The following is a 16930-nucleotide window of genomic DNA, read 5'->3' as shown; positions in this document are numbered from 1 at the left end:
ATCGGGGCGGCAGGTCGAAGCGCCAGGTCCGCCACAGGATTGATTTAAGCGGTAAACGGAGATCTTAAGATGTAATATTGAGACAGACGATTGATATATGGAGACAGCGGTCGCGATGACGCAGTTGACCCGAAGCGCCGGACTTTCCGGCTTCACCGCTCTGGTGAGCGCCTACGCGCTGGATCCGCTCGCGCTGGCCCGCGAAGCGAGACTGCCGGAGCAGGCTCTGTCGGAGCCCGATCTGCTGGTCGCCGCCAGCAGCATCGCGACGCTGCTCGACCTGGCAGCGGAGCGAACGGGCGCCGAGGATTTCGGCTTGCGCCTTGCCGACAAGCGGCGGATGTCCAACATGGGTCCGATCGCTCTGCTCGCCAGCATGCAGCCCACGCTGCGCAAGATGCTCGCCGTCATCTGCCGCTACCAGTCGCTGAACATCGGCCCCTTGTCCCTCGTCGTCGAGGAAGCCGGCGAGGTCGCAATCCTGCGCGGTGAGCTCGACCTGTCGGGCCGCGCCGTCTCTCGGCAGGTCACCGAACTCGTTTTCGGCGGCCTGTGCCGCTACATCCAGGCGGTCATGGAAACGGGCTGGCGGCCGCGCGCCGTGATGTTCCGCCACCTCCCGCCAAGCGGGCCCACCATCCATCGCGAACTCTTTCGCCGGGTCCCCGAATTCGGCGCCGATTTCGACGGCCTCGTGCTCGCACGCAGCGATCTGGACGTCAGCTTCGACGCCCACGACCCGGTGCTGCTGAGCTACCTGCAGGCCCACATCGACCAGCTGCTCAGCGGCCGCGCCCGCTCGATGCGCGACGAGGTCGGCGAGGTCATCAGCGCGCTGCTGCCCACCGGGCATTGCCGCGCCGATACCGTCGCGGCCCATCTGGGCATCACCCGGCGCACCCTGCACCGCCGGCTGGCGGAAGAAGAGTGTCGCTTCCGCCAACTGGTCGAGGACAAGCGCGCGACCCTGATCGCCGCGTATCTGGGGGGGGAGCGCAAGTACCACGAGATCGCCGAACTGGTTGGCCTGAACTCGGCGAGCGGCCTGTCGCACTGGCTGCGGCGACATCCGCTTCCGTCGCCCCAACCCAGCCAGAGGTGTTCATGAGTACGATGCGGGCGACCGTCCTGACCAACTACGTCGACGTGGTCAGGCAACTGGGGCTCTCCCCTGAGAAGCTCCTGCGCACGGTCGGCCTGAGTCCGCAGATGCTCTCGACGCCGGATCGCCTGATACCGAGCGACGCCGTGGTGCGCCTGCTGGAGAGCGCCGCCGAGCAAAGCGGCTGCGAAGTCGTGGGCTTGCGAATGTCGGAGCCGCGCGGTCTGTCGCAGTTCGGCGTGGTCGGCCTGCTGCTCAACCAGCAGCCAACCCTCCGCGACGCCCTGCAGATGGCGCGCAAATACCGGCCGTTGATGAATGCCGCGATCGCACTCCGCCTCGAAGAGCTGGGCGACATGGCGATCCTGAGCGAGGAGGTTCTGACCGAAGTCCCCCTGCCCTCGCGCCAGACAACCGAACTGGCGATGGCCACCAGCTTGAGGCTGTTCCACGCCATCCTGGGCAAGGACTGGCACCCCCGCCGGGTCTATTTTCGCCACGAACCGCCGAAATCGCTCGAAGCGCACCACCGCGTCTTCCGCTGCCCCTGCGAATTCCGCGCCGACTTCAATGCGTTGAGTTTTCCGCGGAAGGATCTAGACATCCCCAACCCGTCGGCCGATCCGCAGATGGCGCGCTACGCGTTCGACTTCATCGAATCGGTCGCCGGCGCGGCCACCGAGCCGCTGGCCGCTGAAGTCCGACGCTCGATCTATCTGTTGCTCCCGCTGGGTCAGGCGACCGTCAAGCAGGTCGCCGAGTCGCGCGGCTGCAGCGTGCGCAAGCTGCAGCTCGATCTCGGACGGATCGGTACCTCATTCGCGCAACTTCTGGACGAGGCCCGCCGCGAGCGGGCGCAGCTTTACCTGGGCAACCCGCGCTTCGAGATCGGACAGACCGCAGCCCTGCTCGGCTACCGCCACCAGAGCGCCTTCACGCGCTGGTTCGCCGGCCGCTTCGGCATGCCGCCCAGCGAGTGGCAGGCGAAGGCGAACGCGCACGGTGCGCCTGGCCCGACCTTGCCGGACGCCTTGCGCGCCCAGCGTGACGGCTGCTAGCGGGCTGGTGATGGCGGGACATTCGGCCTCACGGCGCCGTTCGGGTTCGCCCCGCCATCTCCCCTAGCCAGGCGGGTTTCTCACCCGCTGAAGCTCGACACGTCGACAGGCACGATATCGTTCGCGCGGCAGTAGTTGAGATAGCGATCCATCATGCTGCGCCAGTTCTCGATCGCCAACACGGCGCCGTCGGGCGACATCAGATTCCAGTCCCCCTGGATGATGTTGAGGACGACCACCTCTTCGTCTCCCACGCTGACCGGCGTATGCTGCGAGCCCGCGGTCTCGAACACGAAGCTGCCCGGTCCGGCCACCCAGTCATGCTCCAGGTACTTCCACTGGCCGGCGAGGGTCCACACCATGACCGTGCCCGAGTGATGGTGCAGGGGCAATTCGGATTGGGGCGGCAGCTTCAGGAGGGCGATCCATTCCCCGCGCACAGGATCCACCTTGATGAGCTTCAGGTGATACTTGTCGCTATATGGGGTAAAGGGCACCCAGGGTAGCGATTCGACATCGACCAGGGCGGTATTGACGGATTCGAAGTACATGGAGGCTCCTCGGGGGGCAGTAGTCAAACAGGTGGATTTGGTTTCGTTCGCAGGCAGCGCGGACGACTGGTCGATTTCGTCGAAGAATTCCAGCAGGCGCTCGACGACCCACGCAGGCCGCTCCTCGGGGATCCAGTGGCCACACCCCTCGGCCACGCCACCCCGAACGTCGCTCGCGACGCGCTGCCACGAATCCATCACGAAGTATCCGCGGCCGACATTGGGTGCCCCGCCGCCATACACGAGGATTGGCATCGGAAGCTTGCCTTGCTGCAGGAACGCGCGGTTGTCCCTGGCGTCCTGCGCCATTGCGCGGTAGTAGTTGAAGCCGGCGCGCATGGCGCCGGGCTGCGTGTAGGTTCGCAGGTATTCGCGCTGCGCCTCTTCCGCGATCGCATCGGGGCGTGCGCCCCCCTTGCGGTACATGTGACGCAGATAGACGTCTTCACGCCCCGCCACCATCGCCTCGGGCAGGTCGGGTTCGCCGTGAAAGCCGAAATGCCAGCGTGCAATGCCGGTCAGCGGCGAACCGTCGCCGGGCACCGGCGCATCGAAGATTGCCATCGCGCGCACCGCGTCCCGGTGTTGCGCCGCCAGTGCGAAGGCGACCGGCCCGCCCCAGTCGTGCCCGACAACATGGAAGGAGTCTTCGCCGAGGATGTCGTGCATCAGGCGCCAGACGTCCTGCGCAACCGTCTTCGTATCGTAGCCGCCGCTAGGGCGCGACGACTCGCCCAGGCCACGCAGGTCCACCGCCACGACACGGTAACGCTGCATCATGCCCGGCAGCACGTCACGCCACATGTACCAGGTCTGCGGCCAGCCATGCAGAAACACCATGGCCGGGCCACTGCCGCCACTGACGTAGTGGAGGCGCACGTCGCCGAGGTCGGCGAAGTCGTGCGTGAGTTGGAGGTTCACGACGCGATCCATGTCCGGCCTCAGAACGGGCGATCGCCCACGATGGTGGCGCGGTGCATCTTCCGGTGGCACGGCGGGTAGTCCATCACGGCATAGTGCTGCGCGCAGCGGTTGTCCCACATCGCCACGTCGTTGGCGCGCCAGCGCCAGCGAACCTGATATTCGGGAATGAATGCCTGGCTGACGAGGTAGTTCATCAGATTGTTCGAACCCGGAATTTGGTCCTGCCCCACGCGTACGCGACGCGCGGTGTGGTGATTGGTGAAATGAGTCGTAAAGGCATTGACGAACAAGGCCTTCTTGCCCGTTTCAGGATGGGTGCGCACCACCGGATGCTCCGGGTCGGGAAAGCGTTCCTTCATCGCCAGCCGTTCCGCTTCCGGCTTGGCTGCCATGAAGCTCGCCTCCATGCTGTGCCGCGCGCGCAGACCGGCGATGTCATCCTTGACGTGCTGAGGAAGCCGCTCATAGGCCAGCTCCATGTTGGCCCACATCGTGTCGCCACCGACCGGCGGACATTCGACGCAACGCAGTACCGAGGCCATCGGCGGGCACTCGCGCCATGTGGCGTCGTTGTGCCAGGCGTTCTCGTAACGTTCGGGCGGGCTGTCCGGCGTCTTGCAGATGTGGATGATGCCGGGCTCACCATCGACGCTAGTCGTCAGCGGGTGATCCTCGAGCGGGCCAAACTGGCGCGCAAAACCTGCGTGCTCGGCGTCGGTGATGACCTGGTCGCGGAAGAACAGCACCTTGTGCTGGAGCAGGAGCGCCTTGATCTCCGCCGCCAAACCCGCGTCACGCGACGCCTCCGCAATACTCACGCCCTGGATCTCGGCCCCCAGCGCACAGGTCAATGGCATCACTTTCATTACTGACTCCTCCTTATGGATTGAGCACCGCCTATGCAGCGCTTTCACAACTGAATTCTCCGCTTTGCACTGCCCGTAAACTTGACATTCCGGGAAATAAGTTTGACATTTGGAGAAACGCTTCCGAGACCTTATGACCGCCGTACTTCGCGCAGCCACACTGACCAATTTCGAGCAGGTCGCAACGGAATGCGGTCTGGATGCACATGGCCTCGTGGCCGAGGTGGGGCTTCCAATGCGCTGCCTCACCGACCCCGACTTGCCCTTGGCCGCGGCCTCGGCCGGCGCATTGCTTGAACTCGCAGCCGCACGCGCCCACGAACCCGCCTTCGGATTGCGGATGGCCGCGGCACGCCGCCTGTCCAACCTTGGCCCGCTGGGATTGTTGTTGCGCGATCAGCCAACCCTGCGACACGCCCTCGAAGCGCTTGTCAGGCATATCCACTTGCACAACGAGGCATTCAGCCTGTCGCTGGTGCAATCGGGCGAATTCGTCTGCATCCGCGAGGAGACCGTCGTCGAAGGGGCGTCGCAGGTGCGCCAGGCGGTCGAGCTGGCGATGGGAACGACCTTCCGCCTACTCCGAATCTTCTTGGGTGAAAAATGGCATCCGCGCCTGGTCACCTTCCGTCATCCCCCACCACCGAGCACCGCATGGCACCGCCGCGTATTCGGCAGCGCGGTGGCTTTCGGCCAGGAGTTCAACGACATCGTCTGCAACGCCAGCGACCTGGATGCGCCGAATCCGGGCGCAGATCCCGTCATGGCGCGCTACTCGAAGCGCCTCCTGGAGATGGATCACGGCACGAACTCCCGCATGTCCGATCGGGTAAGGCGGCTTGTCGTCCTGTTGCTACCCCGCGGACATTGCCGCGTCGAGGTCGTCGCACAGCACCTTGGTATCGACCGGCGCACCATTGCCAATCACTTGGCAGCCGAAGGGACCACCTTCAAAGCCCTGGTCGACGCCATGCGCACGGAGCTGTTGGCCACCTACCTGGAAGAAGGGGCACGCTCCTTGTCGGAGGTGGCTTCGTTGCTGGGGTTCTCCGAACTCAGCGCATTCTCGCGCTGGCACCGCCACCGGTTCGGCGCTTCGGCGACGTCGCGGCGACGCTGATGCCCATACGATCACCCGGTGGGCGCCAGCACAAACCGCTTCAAAAGGTTCCGCGGGTGGGACCGTCCTTGGCGAGCTTGTCGGCTTCCTCGACGAGAATCGGCGCACCCAGGGCGACGGAATGGATCCCCAGTACGGACACCATTTCCAGCACGGCCATCACTTGATCCTTGGTGGCGCCGAGCTCCAGCGCCTTGCGGATGTGCCTACGCACGCCGGGCGCGTACATGTGGGTGCACGACGCATCGACGGCAATGGCAATGAATTCGATCGTGAGCGGATCCAGTCCGCTTTTCTGGAAACAATGGCCTGCCACCCCCATGAATTTTTCGACATATTCAGCGTCCAGCTCGGCGAGGACATCCCAGGCGGGATTCCAATTGCCGCGCGCACGGAGTTGGTCGATGACGGGGGTTTCAGAGCTTTGATTCATGCCGATCTCCTCGGGGATTGATTTGTGAGGCGCCGGAACTTCAATGTCGCGCGCCCTTTTCTCGGTTCATGCGTTTCTCAATGCGCTGGCGAAGGGCAGCCAGCCTTTCAGGCGTGGGCGGCGAGAATTCCTGGGCGCCGCCGTCCAGCCCCAGGAATCGGTATTTGCTCTCGCCGAAGCCGTGGTACGGCAGCAGCTCCAGCTCGACCACGTTGGGGTGCCCTTCGATCGCGTCGAGCACGGCGTCGATGTGCGCTTCGTCATCATTCACATTCGGAATGAGCGGAATCCGCGCGATGAAGCGGACCTCCGGAAACTCCCGGTATGCGCGCTGGTAGTTCTCGAGGATCCGTGCGTTGTCGACACCGGTCCAGCGGCGATGCTCACCCCGGTCGGTCAGCTTGTAGTCGTGCAGCATGGTGTCGACGTGGGGCAGCACCTGTTTCATGAAGGCCCATGGCACGTTGCCGGCAGTCTCGATTGCCGTGTCGAGCCCCCGCCGGCGCGCCGACTCGAGCAAGGCGGCACTGAAATCGGGCTGCAGCAGGCATTCTCCGCCGGAAAGGGTAAGGCCCCCGCCGGACTCGCCGTAGAAGGCGCCGTCGCGTTCGACCTCCGCCAGGACTTCCGCAACGCTCATCAGCTTGCCGAAGCGGTAGAGCGCCCTGGACGGACAGGCCTTCACGCACTCCCCGCAATCGTTGCAGAGTTCCCAGTTCACCCGGATTCGATCGTCCGAACTGTCCACATGGAGCGCCTGCGCAGGACAAACCGGCAGGCAACGGCCACAAGCCGCCGCCCCGATGCACTGCCCCCGGTTGAACGCCAGTTCGGGCGCCGGCTTGATCGACTCCGGGTTGCAGCACCAGCTGCAGCGTAGCGAACAGCCCTTCAGGAAGACCGTCGTGCGGATGCCCGGACCGTCATGGGTCGAAAAATGCTGAATGTTGACGACCACCGCACGGGGCTCGTCATCGGCATGAAGGCTTGGTCGGCTCATTTCGATTACCGCAATCAATCACGTCCACATACGCGCAGAGAGGAACCGGGCCGGCTTTGTCGTCCCGGCTCGTGGCACCTATACATAACGCAAGGCCACCAAGATCAGCGCCGCAAGGAAGACCGTTTCGCCGAGCATCAGCAAAACCGGCCGAAGACCAACGGCAAAGACCGCCTTCAACTGAGTCTTCATGCCGAGGGCACTGATCGCGATCACGAGGCACCAGCGCGACGCTTCATTGCCGAACGCGAGCCCTCCCTCCGGAATCCAGCCGGTGCTGGCCACGCCCGCAAGGATGATGAACCCGACCCCGAACCACGGCAGCAGCGGTGGTCGCTGACCGCCGTCGGCCGCGCCGCGCGAGCGCGTGATCAGCGCGGCGCACAGAATCACCGGCAGCAGCATGGCGACACGCATCAGCTTGACTACCGTGGCGATGTCACCCGTCTGGGGCGAGATTCCGTACGCCGCGCCGACGACCTGCGCGACATCGTGAATCGTTCCGCCGAGAAACATGCCCGCCCGGACCGGATCGAGCTGCGCCGCGGATACGATCATGGGATAGACGATCATCGCGATCGTGGACAGCGCCGAAACCCCGATCACGGTAAACAGCGTCGCCTGCTCCTTGCGCGGGCCATTGGGCAGCGCCGCCGACAGCGCGAGCGCAGCCGAGGCCCCGCAGATGGCTGTCGCCCCGCCGGTCAGCATGCCGAAGATGCTCGGGAAGCCCAGCACCCGTGCCGCCACCATCGATACAAGAATCGTGATGACGACGCTGCCGACGACAAGCACGACAGGCCCCCAGCCCAGCGCAGCGATCTGTCCGAACGTGATGCGCAGACCCAGCAGCGCGACCCCCACCCGCAATACTTCGCGCGCGGTGAACTCGATGCCCGGCCTGCACTTGCCCTCGTCGGACAGGAAATTCACCGCCATGCCCAGCAGGAGCGCGAAGAGCATCACGGGCGCGTGGTAGTGCTCCGACAGAAAGCTCGCCGCGGAGGCCACGACCACACTTACGATCATGCCCGGCGCCAGGTGCCGGACACGTTCCATCGCGCCCATGCTCGGCGCCAAGTGCGAGGCACGTTCCATCGCACCCGCAATGCTCGCCGTCTTCACGCTGCTTCCTCCGTACGCGCCAGGATCTCGGCCTGCTGCATCGGCGTCAGCTCGACGAAATAGGCGCAATAGCCGGCGATGCGTACCACCAGGTCACGGTACTTCTCCGGGTCCTTCTGCGCGGCCAGCAGCGTGTCGCGGTTGATGACATTGAACTGCACATGCCAGAGCTTCAGATTGCACCAGGTACGGATGATCTGCATCAGGCGGCGCGTGCCGGCTTCGCCGGCGATGTTGGCCGGCGCGAACTTCATGTTGACGAGGTTCGGCCCTTTTTCCTTGTAGGGGATTGCAGTGGCCTTGGCCATCGAGTTCATCGTCACGGTCGGCCCCTTGACGTCCATGCCGTGCGTCGGCGAGATGCCTTCGGAGAGATATTCGCCGGCGGGACGGCCGGTCGGCGTCGCCATCGTGACGCGGCCCGAGGGCACGTGGAAGGTGATCGGGATAATGCGCACGATCGTCGGCGTGCCATTGGTCTTCGGGTTCTTGTGCACGTAGTCGAGCGAGATGCGGTACATCTCCTTGCCCAGCTTGTCGATCCACTCGTCGCCATTGCCGAACTTCGGTGCGTTCAGGCACATCTGGCGAATCGCCTCCTTGCCGTCCCAGTTGCATTCCAGGGCGTCGAGCAGTTCGTCCCAGGTCAGCTTCTTCTCGTCGAAGATCAGGGTCTTGATCGCCACCAGCGAATCGATTGCCGTCGCAAAACCGCCGACGCCGTCGATGCAGGTCAGGTCGAGCGTGCCCGGAATCACTTCGTCGTGGCGTTGCAGGTCCATACAGGCCTTGCTCGCTAGGTCGTGCATCATCGACGCATAGGGTGCGGCAAAGTAGCGCGGCTTGAGTTTGCGGGCGGTGTCGCCCTGGATCATGATGTTCTTGACCACGTTCTCGGTCTGCGCCTTGAAGGCATCCCAAACCTGCTCGAAGCTCGTCCAGGTACGCGGGTCGCCGGTCCTGAGGCCGAACTGGTGATCGCCCCATATCTTGACGCGGCCGTCGCGCAGGGTCATCTCGATGATCGAGCCGTAATTCACCGCGGAATTGCCGGTCTTGTGGGTTTCGATGTTGGGCAGGCGCGATTCCATGCAGCCGGACACCGCGTAATCGAGCGCATCGGCCATGTCGATGCCGTGCGCCAGGTAGAAGGGCACGACGTGTTCGTCGTTGATGATCTTCGGGCTGCCCTTGCCGTCCTTGTTGGCCTCCACGACCGCATGCAGGAAGCGATCCGGCGTGTTCGAGTGGATCCGCGCCGACAGTTCCGGGTAGCTGGTGCGCAGGCCGCGCGTCGACTCGAGCAGGACGTACGAGAGCTCGTTGGTGGCATCCTCGCCGTCACGCGTCTGGCCGCCGATGGTCACCGTCTCGTGGTGCGAAAAGCCCTCGCGCCCGGCCGCCGCAGCCGGCGAAAGATTGAGCTGCAGGTACTGCATCATATTGATCCACAGGCAGTGGAACAGCTCGGTGGCCTGCCCTTCGGTCAGGCGGCCGGCTTCGAGGTCGGCTCGGTAGTATGGCCACAGGTACTGGTCCATGCGGCCCTGGTTGATGTCGCCGCCGATCATTTCCTCGAGGCGCGAGAAGCACTGCGAGAACCATTGGGCCTGGATCGCATCGCGGAAGGTCCGGCAGGGGTTTTCCGGCACCCAGGCACAGACGTCGGCGATCTCGAGCAGCTCGGCCTTGCGCTGCGGATCCTTCTCGCTGGCGGCCATTTCGGCGGCCTTTTCGCTGTAGCGCTTGGCCCAGGTGGAAAGCGCGTCGCAGGTAATGATCACGGCTTCGAGGAAAGGCGCCTTCTGGGTCAGGTCGAACGGGCTGGTCAGTTCCGCCAGGCGCGCGCGGGCTTCTTCACGAATGCCCTTGAGGCCGCGCTCGAGCAGCTTGCCGTGGTCGATCACCCAGTTCTGCGAGGAGCGCATGTTCGAGGTGCACATGATCACCATGGTCTGGCGGAAGATGTTGGTCTTGTCGGGGCCGAAGGTGAAGTTTCGCGCCTCTTCGGGCAGCGCCTTGATGAAGTTGGGCGTGAAGTCGCGGCCGGTCCAGTAGGGGGCGAGCACGTCGCGGATAACGCGCTCGTCTTCGTCGGTGATGATCACGGCGTCCTTCTTGCCCTCGGCGTGGGCCTGCCGGAAGGCGGCGACCGCGTCGATCATGATGCTGCCGTCGAGCTCGGGATAGATGATGCCGTGCTTGCCGAAGAAGTTGTTCGGGCGGCCGACGATCAGCTCGTCCTCGAAGATGGTGATGGGGAGATTCCGGGTGGTGTGCAGCAAGGCCTTGGCCCAGCGCAGCACGATGGGCTGGCCTTCGGTTTCCTTGAACGACTCGGTGAAGTACACCGCGCGCTCGAGCGAGATGCGCGGATGTTGGCCCGAGCTGCGCACGCGCTCGAACAGGCGCAAGGCGCGCTCAGAGACGTTGTCATGCACGGCGCGCTTGCCTTCGATGAGGGCGGCTTCCTGGGCGGAGAAGGCGTTGAGTTTTTCCGGGGCGTTCATTTCGTCGGGTCTCCTGAGGTTCGGTGTAACGAGGACGTCGGTGACTGTGAGAGTCAGGTGATTAGGCCGCCGTTGGGGCTGATGATCTGCCCCATCAGGTAGGCCGCCTCGTCGCTGGCAAGGTAGAGTGCCAGCGACGCGTATTCGTCAATCGTGCCCAGGCGTCCCGCAGGAATCATCTGCATGACCTGGGCGCGCAGCGCGTCACCACCCTTGGCGAAAAGGGCGTCCCACGCCTCGGTGGCAACGCCGCCGGCGGCGATGCAATTGACGTTGATGCCGGCGCCCGCCACTTCGACGGCGACCGATTTGGTGAAGGCGACCATGCCGCCCTTCGAGGCCGCGTAGTGCGGGCTGTGGGCCGAAAGGCCGCTGATGCCGGCCGTCGAACCGACATTGACGATCTTGCCGTAGCCCCTGGGTTCCATGATCTGCAGCGCCGCGCGCGTGCAGTAGAAGAGCCCGTTGAGGTTGGTGTCGATCATCTTCAGCCAGCGCTCGTCCGACATCTGGCTGGTGACTTGGAGCGAACGCTTGGGGATCGGCGTCGTCGTCAGCTGCATGAACTCCGTCCTGGCCTTGGCGCCTTCGGCGTCCACCGGGGTCAGGGCGGCATTGTTGATCAGCACGTCGAGGGTGCCGAAGCGCTCGACGATCTGCGCGAACATCGCCGTCACACTGGCGCTGTCGCCGATGTCAGCGGCCGCGGCGAGCACGGCATCCCGGCCAACGCCGGTCCGGCCACGAAGATCCTCGACGGCATGCGCGAGTTTCTCGCGGTTGCGACCATTGATGGCCACCCGCGCGCCCTCGCGCAGGAAGGCTTCGGCAATTCCCTTGCCCAAGCCTTCCGACCCACCCGTAACCAGAACCACCCTGCCCTCAAAACGCATGACGTTTCCACCTGTTCGATCTAGAACAAACCTTACCGCCGGCGCGCGCCCGGCATTTATCATCTCGGGCAGCAAACTTATCTTTCCGGGACTCGCGCATTTCCCGGGGGCACGTCGAATCGCCCGTCCCGATAGCCACCGCACCAACGCTGTGACGTGAGCGATGTTCCGGCCCTATCCGGGGAAGGACGTTTCCAGGCTGACTGGAGGTTCATCCGGGCGCCCCATCCGACGGAGGGTCTCCCTCCGCTCCCTCCGTCGTCCGAAGCTGAGCCTGCTTACCTCACGCCCCGACGCAAGCGGGGGCGGACGATACCGGGTGGACGCGCCGATAGTCGGCGTCGAAATGCCTGGCTGCGGCCAGGAAAGCCGCGGCCACCGCCACGCTGACGAGAGGGGCCAACTGCAGGGCGGATTGAAGCCCGAAGGCGTCGGCAAGCAGCCCCGTGACGAACGGGCCCGGCGCGAGGCCGAGCAGGGCGTTCGCGAGGGTGCATGTGGCGATTGCCGTGGCATGAATCGCAGGCGGCGTCAGGTCTGTAATCACCGCAACACTCGGACCGGCTTGCCCCCCCGCGAAGAACGCCCCCGCTGCGATCACGGCCAGCTGGAGCGGTCCCGGCGGAAGCGAGAAACCGAGAATCAACAGGAGGCACGAGCCCAGCGCGTAGGCCGCAGGGATGCGCAGCTTGTTCCGTTTGTTCGACAGACTGCAGCGATCGACGACATTGCCGCAGATCACCATCCCGGCCCCGCCGATAAGGATGATGATCCCTGTAAGCATCGCCGCCTGACTCGGAGCCAGGCCGTTGTGACGATTGAGGAAACTCGGGAGCCAGGCGATCAAGGCACCCTGCGTGAACATCTGCAGCCCGCTGGCCAGCAAGGTGAAGCGTGTGCATGAAGAAGCGAAGACGCCCTGAAAGACTTGCCGCAACGGTAATCTCACCCTGTTCGCCTTCGTCTTCGAGATCTTCGATTCGCGAACCACGAGCGGGTAGGTTACGGCGAGGATCAGTCCTGCGGCACCGATCACGAGGAAGGTCATGCGCCAGCCCAGATGGGTCGCAAGCACGCCGCCGAGCACCACGCCCGCGACGGAGCCGAACACCCCGGCAGAAATGAATGCACCCATGACGGTCGAGCGCAAGCGAGGCGGAAAGGCGGCCATCAGGATGGCCCCGCCGGCGCTCCCGTAGGCGGCTTCGCCAAAACCGACCACGGCGCGCGCCGCGAGGAGTTGCGAATAGTTTCCGCTCAGACCACACGCGATGGTCGCCAGCGCCCACACAATCGCCATGGCCGTGGCACTCTTCACCCGGCCCCAACGGTCAACCAGCAAGGATAGCGGCAGCGTCAGGATGCCGACTGACAGGGACACGACGCTCACGAGCGAGGCAAGTTCCGTATCGGACAAAGCCCAATCGGACTTCAGGAAAGGGAAGATCGCATTGACCATCTGCCGTGACAGGTAGTCCGACAGCATCAATGCACAGGTCAGCGCAAATACGATCCATGCATAGAGGCCAGGTCTGGTGCGATCGTCAGGGGTGCCCGGTTCGGGCTTGCCGACGGTGAAATGCATTTTGTGTTGTCTCCTCTCATCGTCTTGTTCGCCGGCGGTCCTTCAGTGGAAAGACCACCGGCGCCCGCTCGTCTGTGAGCGGGAGTGCTTCGGCCATCCTTCGGCCGGCACGCGGTTTCTACAATTCCGGCATAGTCTCAGGTCGGGGATTTCACAAGACCCTTCGTCGAGCCGCATGCTTCGCGTGCTGCGGCTTTCTCCTGATCCCGGTGCACCGACTCGGGAGTGCGTTGCCCTTTCATGACGGACACGCGCGTATTCAGCAGGAAATGGGACAGGGCCGGGATCAGAATCAGCGCACCGAGCATGTTCCAGACAAACATGAAGGTCAGCAGAATCCCCATGTCCGCCTGAAACTTGATCGGAGACCAGGCCCAGGTGATCACCCCGGCCGCGAGCGTCACGCCGACCAGCGCGACGACCTTGCCGGTAAATTGCACCGATCGCTTGTACGCCTCGGCGAGCGACAGCCCCTGGCGCTGTTGCGCAAGCTGCACGGAAAGCAGGTACAGCGCGTAATCGACGCCGATCCCGACACCCAGTGCGATGACGGGAAGTGTTGCGACTTTCACGCCCATCCCGAGAGTCACCATGAGCGCCTCGCACAGGATGGAGGTGACCGCCAGCGGTACAACGGCAACCACCACGGCACGCCAGCTGCGGAAGGTCACGAAGCACAGCACGATCACCGCCGCATAGACGTAGAGCAGCATGCTGCGGTTGGCCTCACGCACGACGATATTGGTAGCGGCCTCGATACCCGCGCTTCCTGCGGCCAGCAAGAACTGTCGCTCCGGCGTGCTGTGGCTGCGCGCAAACTCGTCGGTCACGGCAACCAGTCGGTCCAGGGTTTCTGCCTTGTGATCCGCCAGATAGGCGATCACCGGCATCAACGAACATTCCGTGTTGAAGAGGTCCGGGTTATTCACCGAAGTCTGTTGTGCCCCGTAGTTCAGCACGTCCTGGTTTCGCGAAATGGTGAGCCATTTCGGATTGCCTTCGAATGACCCGACGGTGATCTGGCGGACCGCATCGACCAGGGAGACGGTGGTCTGCACCCCGGGCAACTGCCGCATGCTCCAGGCGAGCTGATCGGCCTCGACCAGCGTTTCGTATTTGAGACAGCCTTCCTTGGGCGTCTTGACCATCACCGCAAACTGATCGCTCGAGAGCGAATAGTTGGCCGTGATGTAGGCGTTGTCGCGGTTGTAACGTGATTCGGGTCGCAGTTCGGGGGCGCCCGGATCGAGGTCGCCCACCTTCAGTTGCAGACTGACCACGAATCCGCCGATCGCCAGCATAGCCGACACTGCGATCGCCCCGATTGCCCAGCGTCGCTCGGTGAATCGGTCGAGCGACGTCCACAACGCGCCCAGGCCCTTCCCTTCCCGCTCCTCGTTCTCCTCCGCCAGCGAGCGTCTTGCCGCGGCAGGACTCACGCCGACGTACGACAAGAACACCGGCAGCAGCAACAGGTTCGTGAAGATCAGTACGGCGACGCCCATGCTCGCAGTGAGCGCGAGATCCTTGATGACGGGGATGTCGATCACCATCAGCACGGCAAAGCCCACCGCATCGGCAAGCAGAGCGGTCAGACCGGCAAGAAAGAGTCGGCGAAACGTGTAGCGCGCCGCGACGAGCCGATGCGTGCCCCGTCCGATGTCCTGCATGATGCCGTTCATCTTCTGCGCGCCGTGCGACACGCCGATCGCGAACACGAGGAATGGCACGAGGATGGAGTAAGGATCGAGCTCGAATCCCAAAATCGCAACGAGACCCAGTTGCCAGACGACAGCCATCAGCGAGCAGGCGATGACCAACACGGTGCTGCGGACGCAGCGTGTGTACGAGTAGATCACGGCAGTGGCGATGACTGCCGCAATGCCAAAGTACACCATGACCTGCACGAGGCCTTCGATCAACTCGCCGACGAGCTTGGCGAACCCGATGATGTGGATCTTGACGCGCGCGCCTTCCGTGGCCTGCGGATGTCCCCCAGTACTGCCCGGCAGTTCGTATTTGTCGCGGATCTTGGCTTCGAGCAGGCGCGAGAGCGCCTGATAGTCGATCCGCTCGCCGGACGCGGGGTCCTTGTCCAGCAGCGGGACGAAGATCATGCTCGACTTGAAGTTGTTCGCGACGACGCTTCCGACGATCCCCGAGCGTGCGATGTTCTGCTTGAGCCGTTCCACGGCCGCAGGAGATCCGTCGTAGGTGTCGGGCATCACGGGGCCGCCCTGGAATCCCTCCTCCGTCACCTCGGCCCAGCGCACCGAAGGCGTCCAGATCGACTTGAGCCATGCCCGATCGACGCCGGGCGTGACGAAGAGCTCGTCATTGACCTGCTTCAGCACCTCCAGATACTTCGGGTCGAAGATATCGCCGTTCTCGTTCTCCACGACAACGCGCAACGCATTGCCGAGACCCCGCAGCGCCTTGCGGTTCTCGAGGTAGTTCTGAATGTACGGATGAGCCTGCGGGATCATCTTCTCGAAGCTGGCATTCAGCACCAACCGGCTCGCGCCCAGGTAAGCCAGAACCGCCGTCACGACGAGGCATACAAGGACTACAGCAAGGCGGTTGTTGAAGACGAGACGCTCGATCAGATTGCCCGACCGGCGATCGAAGTCCTCAAGGCGTTTGACCACCGGCATCTCGCCTACACACTCACTTCCCATTGCCATCGCGATTTCCCTCAACGAGCAGTCTTCACCGGCGCGACCCGCAGCCCGCGGATACCTGCCAGAATCAAATCATCCCTGCCCTGAACGAGCAGGGCAGACGTCGGCAGGCGGGGGCTGACCTCGACAGCGCTGAAGCTTGCGCCGTCGTCAGTGCTCACGAACACCGTGCCATCCTGACCGGCGAGCACGATGTCGCCGTTCGGCGCGACATCCGCCGCGGTAATTGCGCCGCCCGTATTCGTCTCGATCTTCGCCCAGTGCACGCCACCGTCGACGCTGCGGTAGGTGTTACCCCGCAGGCCGAACACGATCAGGCTCTTGTCCTTGCCGGTGATGCCGAAGTAGCTGCCGTTGTATGGCGTCTGCACCGCACGGAAGCGGCCGGCGTCCCGGTCGAGCTTCAGCACCAGACCCTGCTCGCCGACAATGAACACGTCCTTGCCGAAACCTCTCACGGCGTGCAGATGCAGCCGCCGTGGGTTCTCCGTACGGTCGAACCAGGGCACCCAAGTCTTGCCTCCGTCCTCGGTCCGAAAGATCAGGTTGAAGGCACCGACGATGTACCCGGTCGTCTCGTTCTCGAACCAGACGTCGAGGAAGGGCTTGTCCGGCCCGTCCGCAACGAATCGCTCGGCCTCCTGTGCAAGTTCGGCGGACGCGTTCGCGTAATGATCGGCCATCGCGCGGGCTGCGCTGCGGCCGTCAAACTGTCGAACCCAGTTTGCGCCGCCATCGGAGGTCGCGAGCACCACCCCGTCGTGACCGACCGCCCATCCGCGCAAGGGGGTCGGAAAACTCACGGCGACCAGGTCCGACTTGACCGGCACTTGCGCCTGCGCCCAGGTCTTGCCGCCGTCACCCGAGACAAGCACATGCCCGCGCTGGCCAACAGCGACGACTCGCTCACCGGCGTGAGACAAGCCGGTGATCAGGCTCCCCGCAGCCAATGCGCTGGGAACCGACGGCGCATCGAGGGGATCGACAAAGTCGGCAGCCGCGGCCGGCTGCATCACGCCCGCGAGCACGCAGCACGCGAGGACGGATGCTGTCCGAGTGATACTCATCATCATTGCGCCCCT

At 64.1% G+C, this 16930-nt stretch carries 13 protein-coding genes; 3 read left to right on the top strand and 10 right to left on the bottom strand.

What is annotated here, in order from left to right:
* Positions 1-115: 115 nt before the first annotated feature.
* Positions 116-1108, top strand: coding sequence for an AraC family transcriptional regulator (locus AZKH_RS09740; RefSeq protein WP_172642462.1), 993 nt, complete (start codon positions 116-118; stop codon positions 1106-1108).
* Positions 1105-2160, top strand: coding sequence for an AraC family transcriptional regulator (locus AZKH_RS09735; protein ID WP_015435596.1), 1056 nt, complete (start codon positions 1105-1107; stop codon positions 2158-2160). Before AZKH_RS09740 ends, AZKH_RS09735 begins: the two co-directional genes overlap by 4 nt.
* Positions 2161-2240: 80 nt before the next feature.
* Here AZKH_RS09735 and AZKH_RS27520 read toward each other — a convergent pair whose 3' ends face one another.
* Positions 2241-3644 carry an alpha/beta fold hydrolase gene (locus AZKH_RS27520; RefSeq protein WP_015435595.1) on the bottom strand — a complete coding sequence of 468 codons (1404 nt, stop codon included), beginning with the start codon at positions 3642-3644 and terminating at the stop codon, positions 2241-2243.
* 8 nt (positions 3645-3652) lie between these two features.
* The gene (locus tag AZKH_RS09725) at positions 3653-4501 is read right to left on the bottom strand and encodes a TauD/TfdA family dioxygenase (protein ID WP_015435594.1); all 849 of its coding nucleotides are present in this window, start codon (positions 4499-4501) and stop codon (positions 3653-3655) included.
* 133 nt (positions 4502-4634) lie between these two features.
* Between AZKH_RS09725 and AZKH_RS09720 the strand changes: the two genes are divergently transcribed.
* Positions 4635-5621, top strand: coding sequence for an AraC family transcriptional regulator (locus tag AZKH_RS09720; RefSeq protein ID WP_015435593.1), 987 nt, complete (start codon positions 4635-4637; stop codon positions 5619-5621).
* A gap of 40 nt (positions 5622-5661) precedes the next feature.
* Here the strand turns inward: AZKH_RS09720 and AZKH_RS09715 are convergent, their stop codons facing one another.
* The 8 genes from AZKH_RS09715 to AZKH_RS09680 form a co-directional block, all read right to left on the bottom strand.
* On the bottom strand, positions 5662-6054 hold the full coding sequence (locus AZKH_RS09715; RefSeq protein WP_015435592.1) for a carboxymuconolactone decarboxylase family protein: 393 nt from the start codon (positions 6052-6054) through the stop codon (positions 5662-5664).
* A gap of 40 nt (positions 6055-6094) precedes the next feature.
* Positions 6095-7054, bottom strand: a complete 960-nt coding sequence (locus tag AZKH_RS09710; RefSeq protein ID WP_041656049.1) for a glycyl-radical enzyme activating protein — start codon at positions 7052-7054, stop codon at positions 6095-6097.
* 78 nt (positions 7055-7132) lie between these two features.
* On the bottom strand, positions 7133-8122 hold the full coding sequence (locus AZKH_RS09705) for a YeiH family protein (protein WP_041657152.1): 990 nt from the start codon (positions 8120-8122) through the stop codon (positions 7133-7135).
* 53 nt (positions 8123-8175) lie between these two features.
* Positions 8176-10689, bottom strand: a complete 2514-nt coding sequence (locus tag AZKH_RS09700; RefSeq protein ID WP_015435589.1) for a pyruvate formate lyase family protein — start codon at positions 10687-10689, stop codon at positions 8176-8178.
* A 53-nt stretch (positions 10690-10742) separates the two neighbouring features.
* Positions 10743-11564: an SDR family NAD(P)-dependent oxidoreductase gene (locus AZKH_RS09695; RefSeq protein ID WP_197538761.1), complete on the bottom strand. Its 822-nt coding sequence runs from the start codon at positions 11562-11564 to the stop codon at positions 10743-10745.
* Positions 11565-11865: 301 nt separating this feature from the next.
* Positions 11866-13167 (bottom strand): MFS transporter, encoded by a 1302-nt coding sequence (locus AZKH_RS09690; protein ID WP_015435587.1) that lies wholly within the window; start codon positions 13165-13167, stop codon positions 11866-11868.
* A gap of 137 nt (positions 13168-13304) precedes the next feature.
* A complete protein-coding gene (locus tag AZKH_RS09685; RefSeq protein WP_015435586.1) occupies positions 13305-15851 on the bottom strand; it encodes an RND family transporter in 2547 nt (848 codons plus the stop codon).
* An 11-nt stretch (positions 15852-15862) separates the two neighbouring features.
* Positions 15863-16921 (bottom strand): YCF48-related protein, encoded by a 1059-nt coding sequence (locus AZKH_RS09680; RefSeq protein WP_231874501.1) that lies wholly within the window; start codon positions 16919-16921, stop codon positions 15863-15865.
* Between the last annotated feature and the right edge of the window lie 9 nt (positions 16922-16930).

This window comes from Azoarcus sp. KH32C (assembly GCF_000349945.1).
GTDB lineage: Bacteria > Pseudomonadota > Gammaproteobacteria > Burkholderiales > Rhodocyclaceae > Aromatoleum.
Note: the sequence above shows the minus strand (reverse complement) of the source record. Positions and strands in the feature narration are given on the sequence as shown.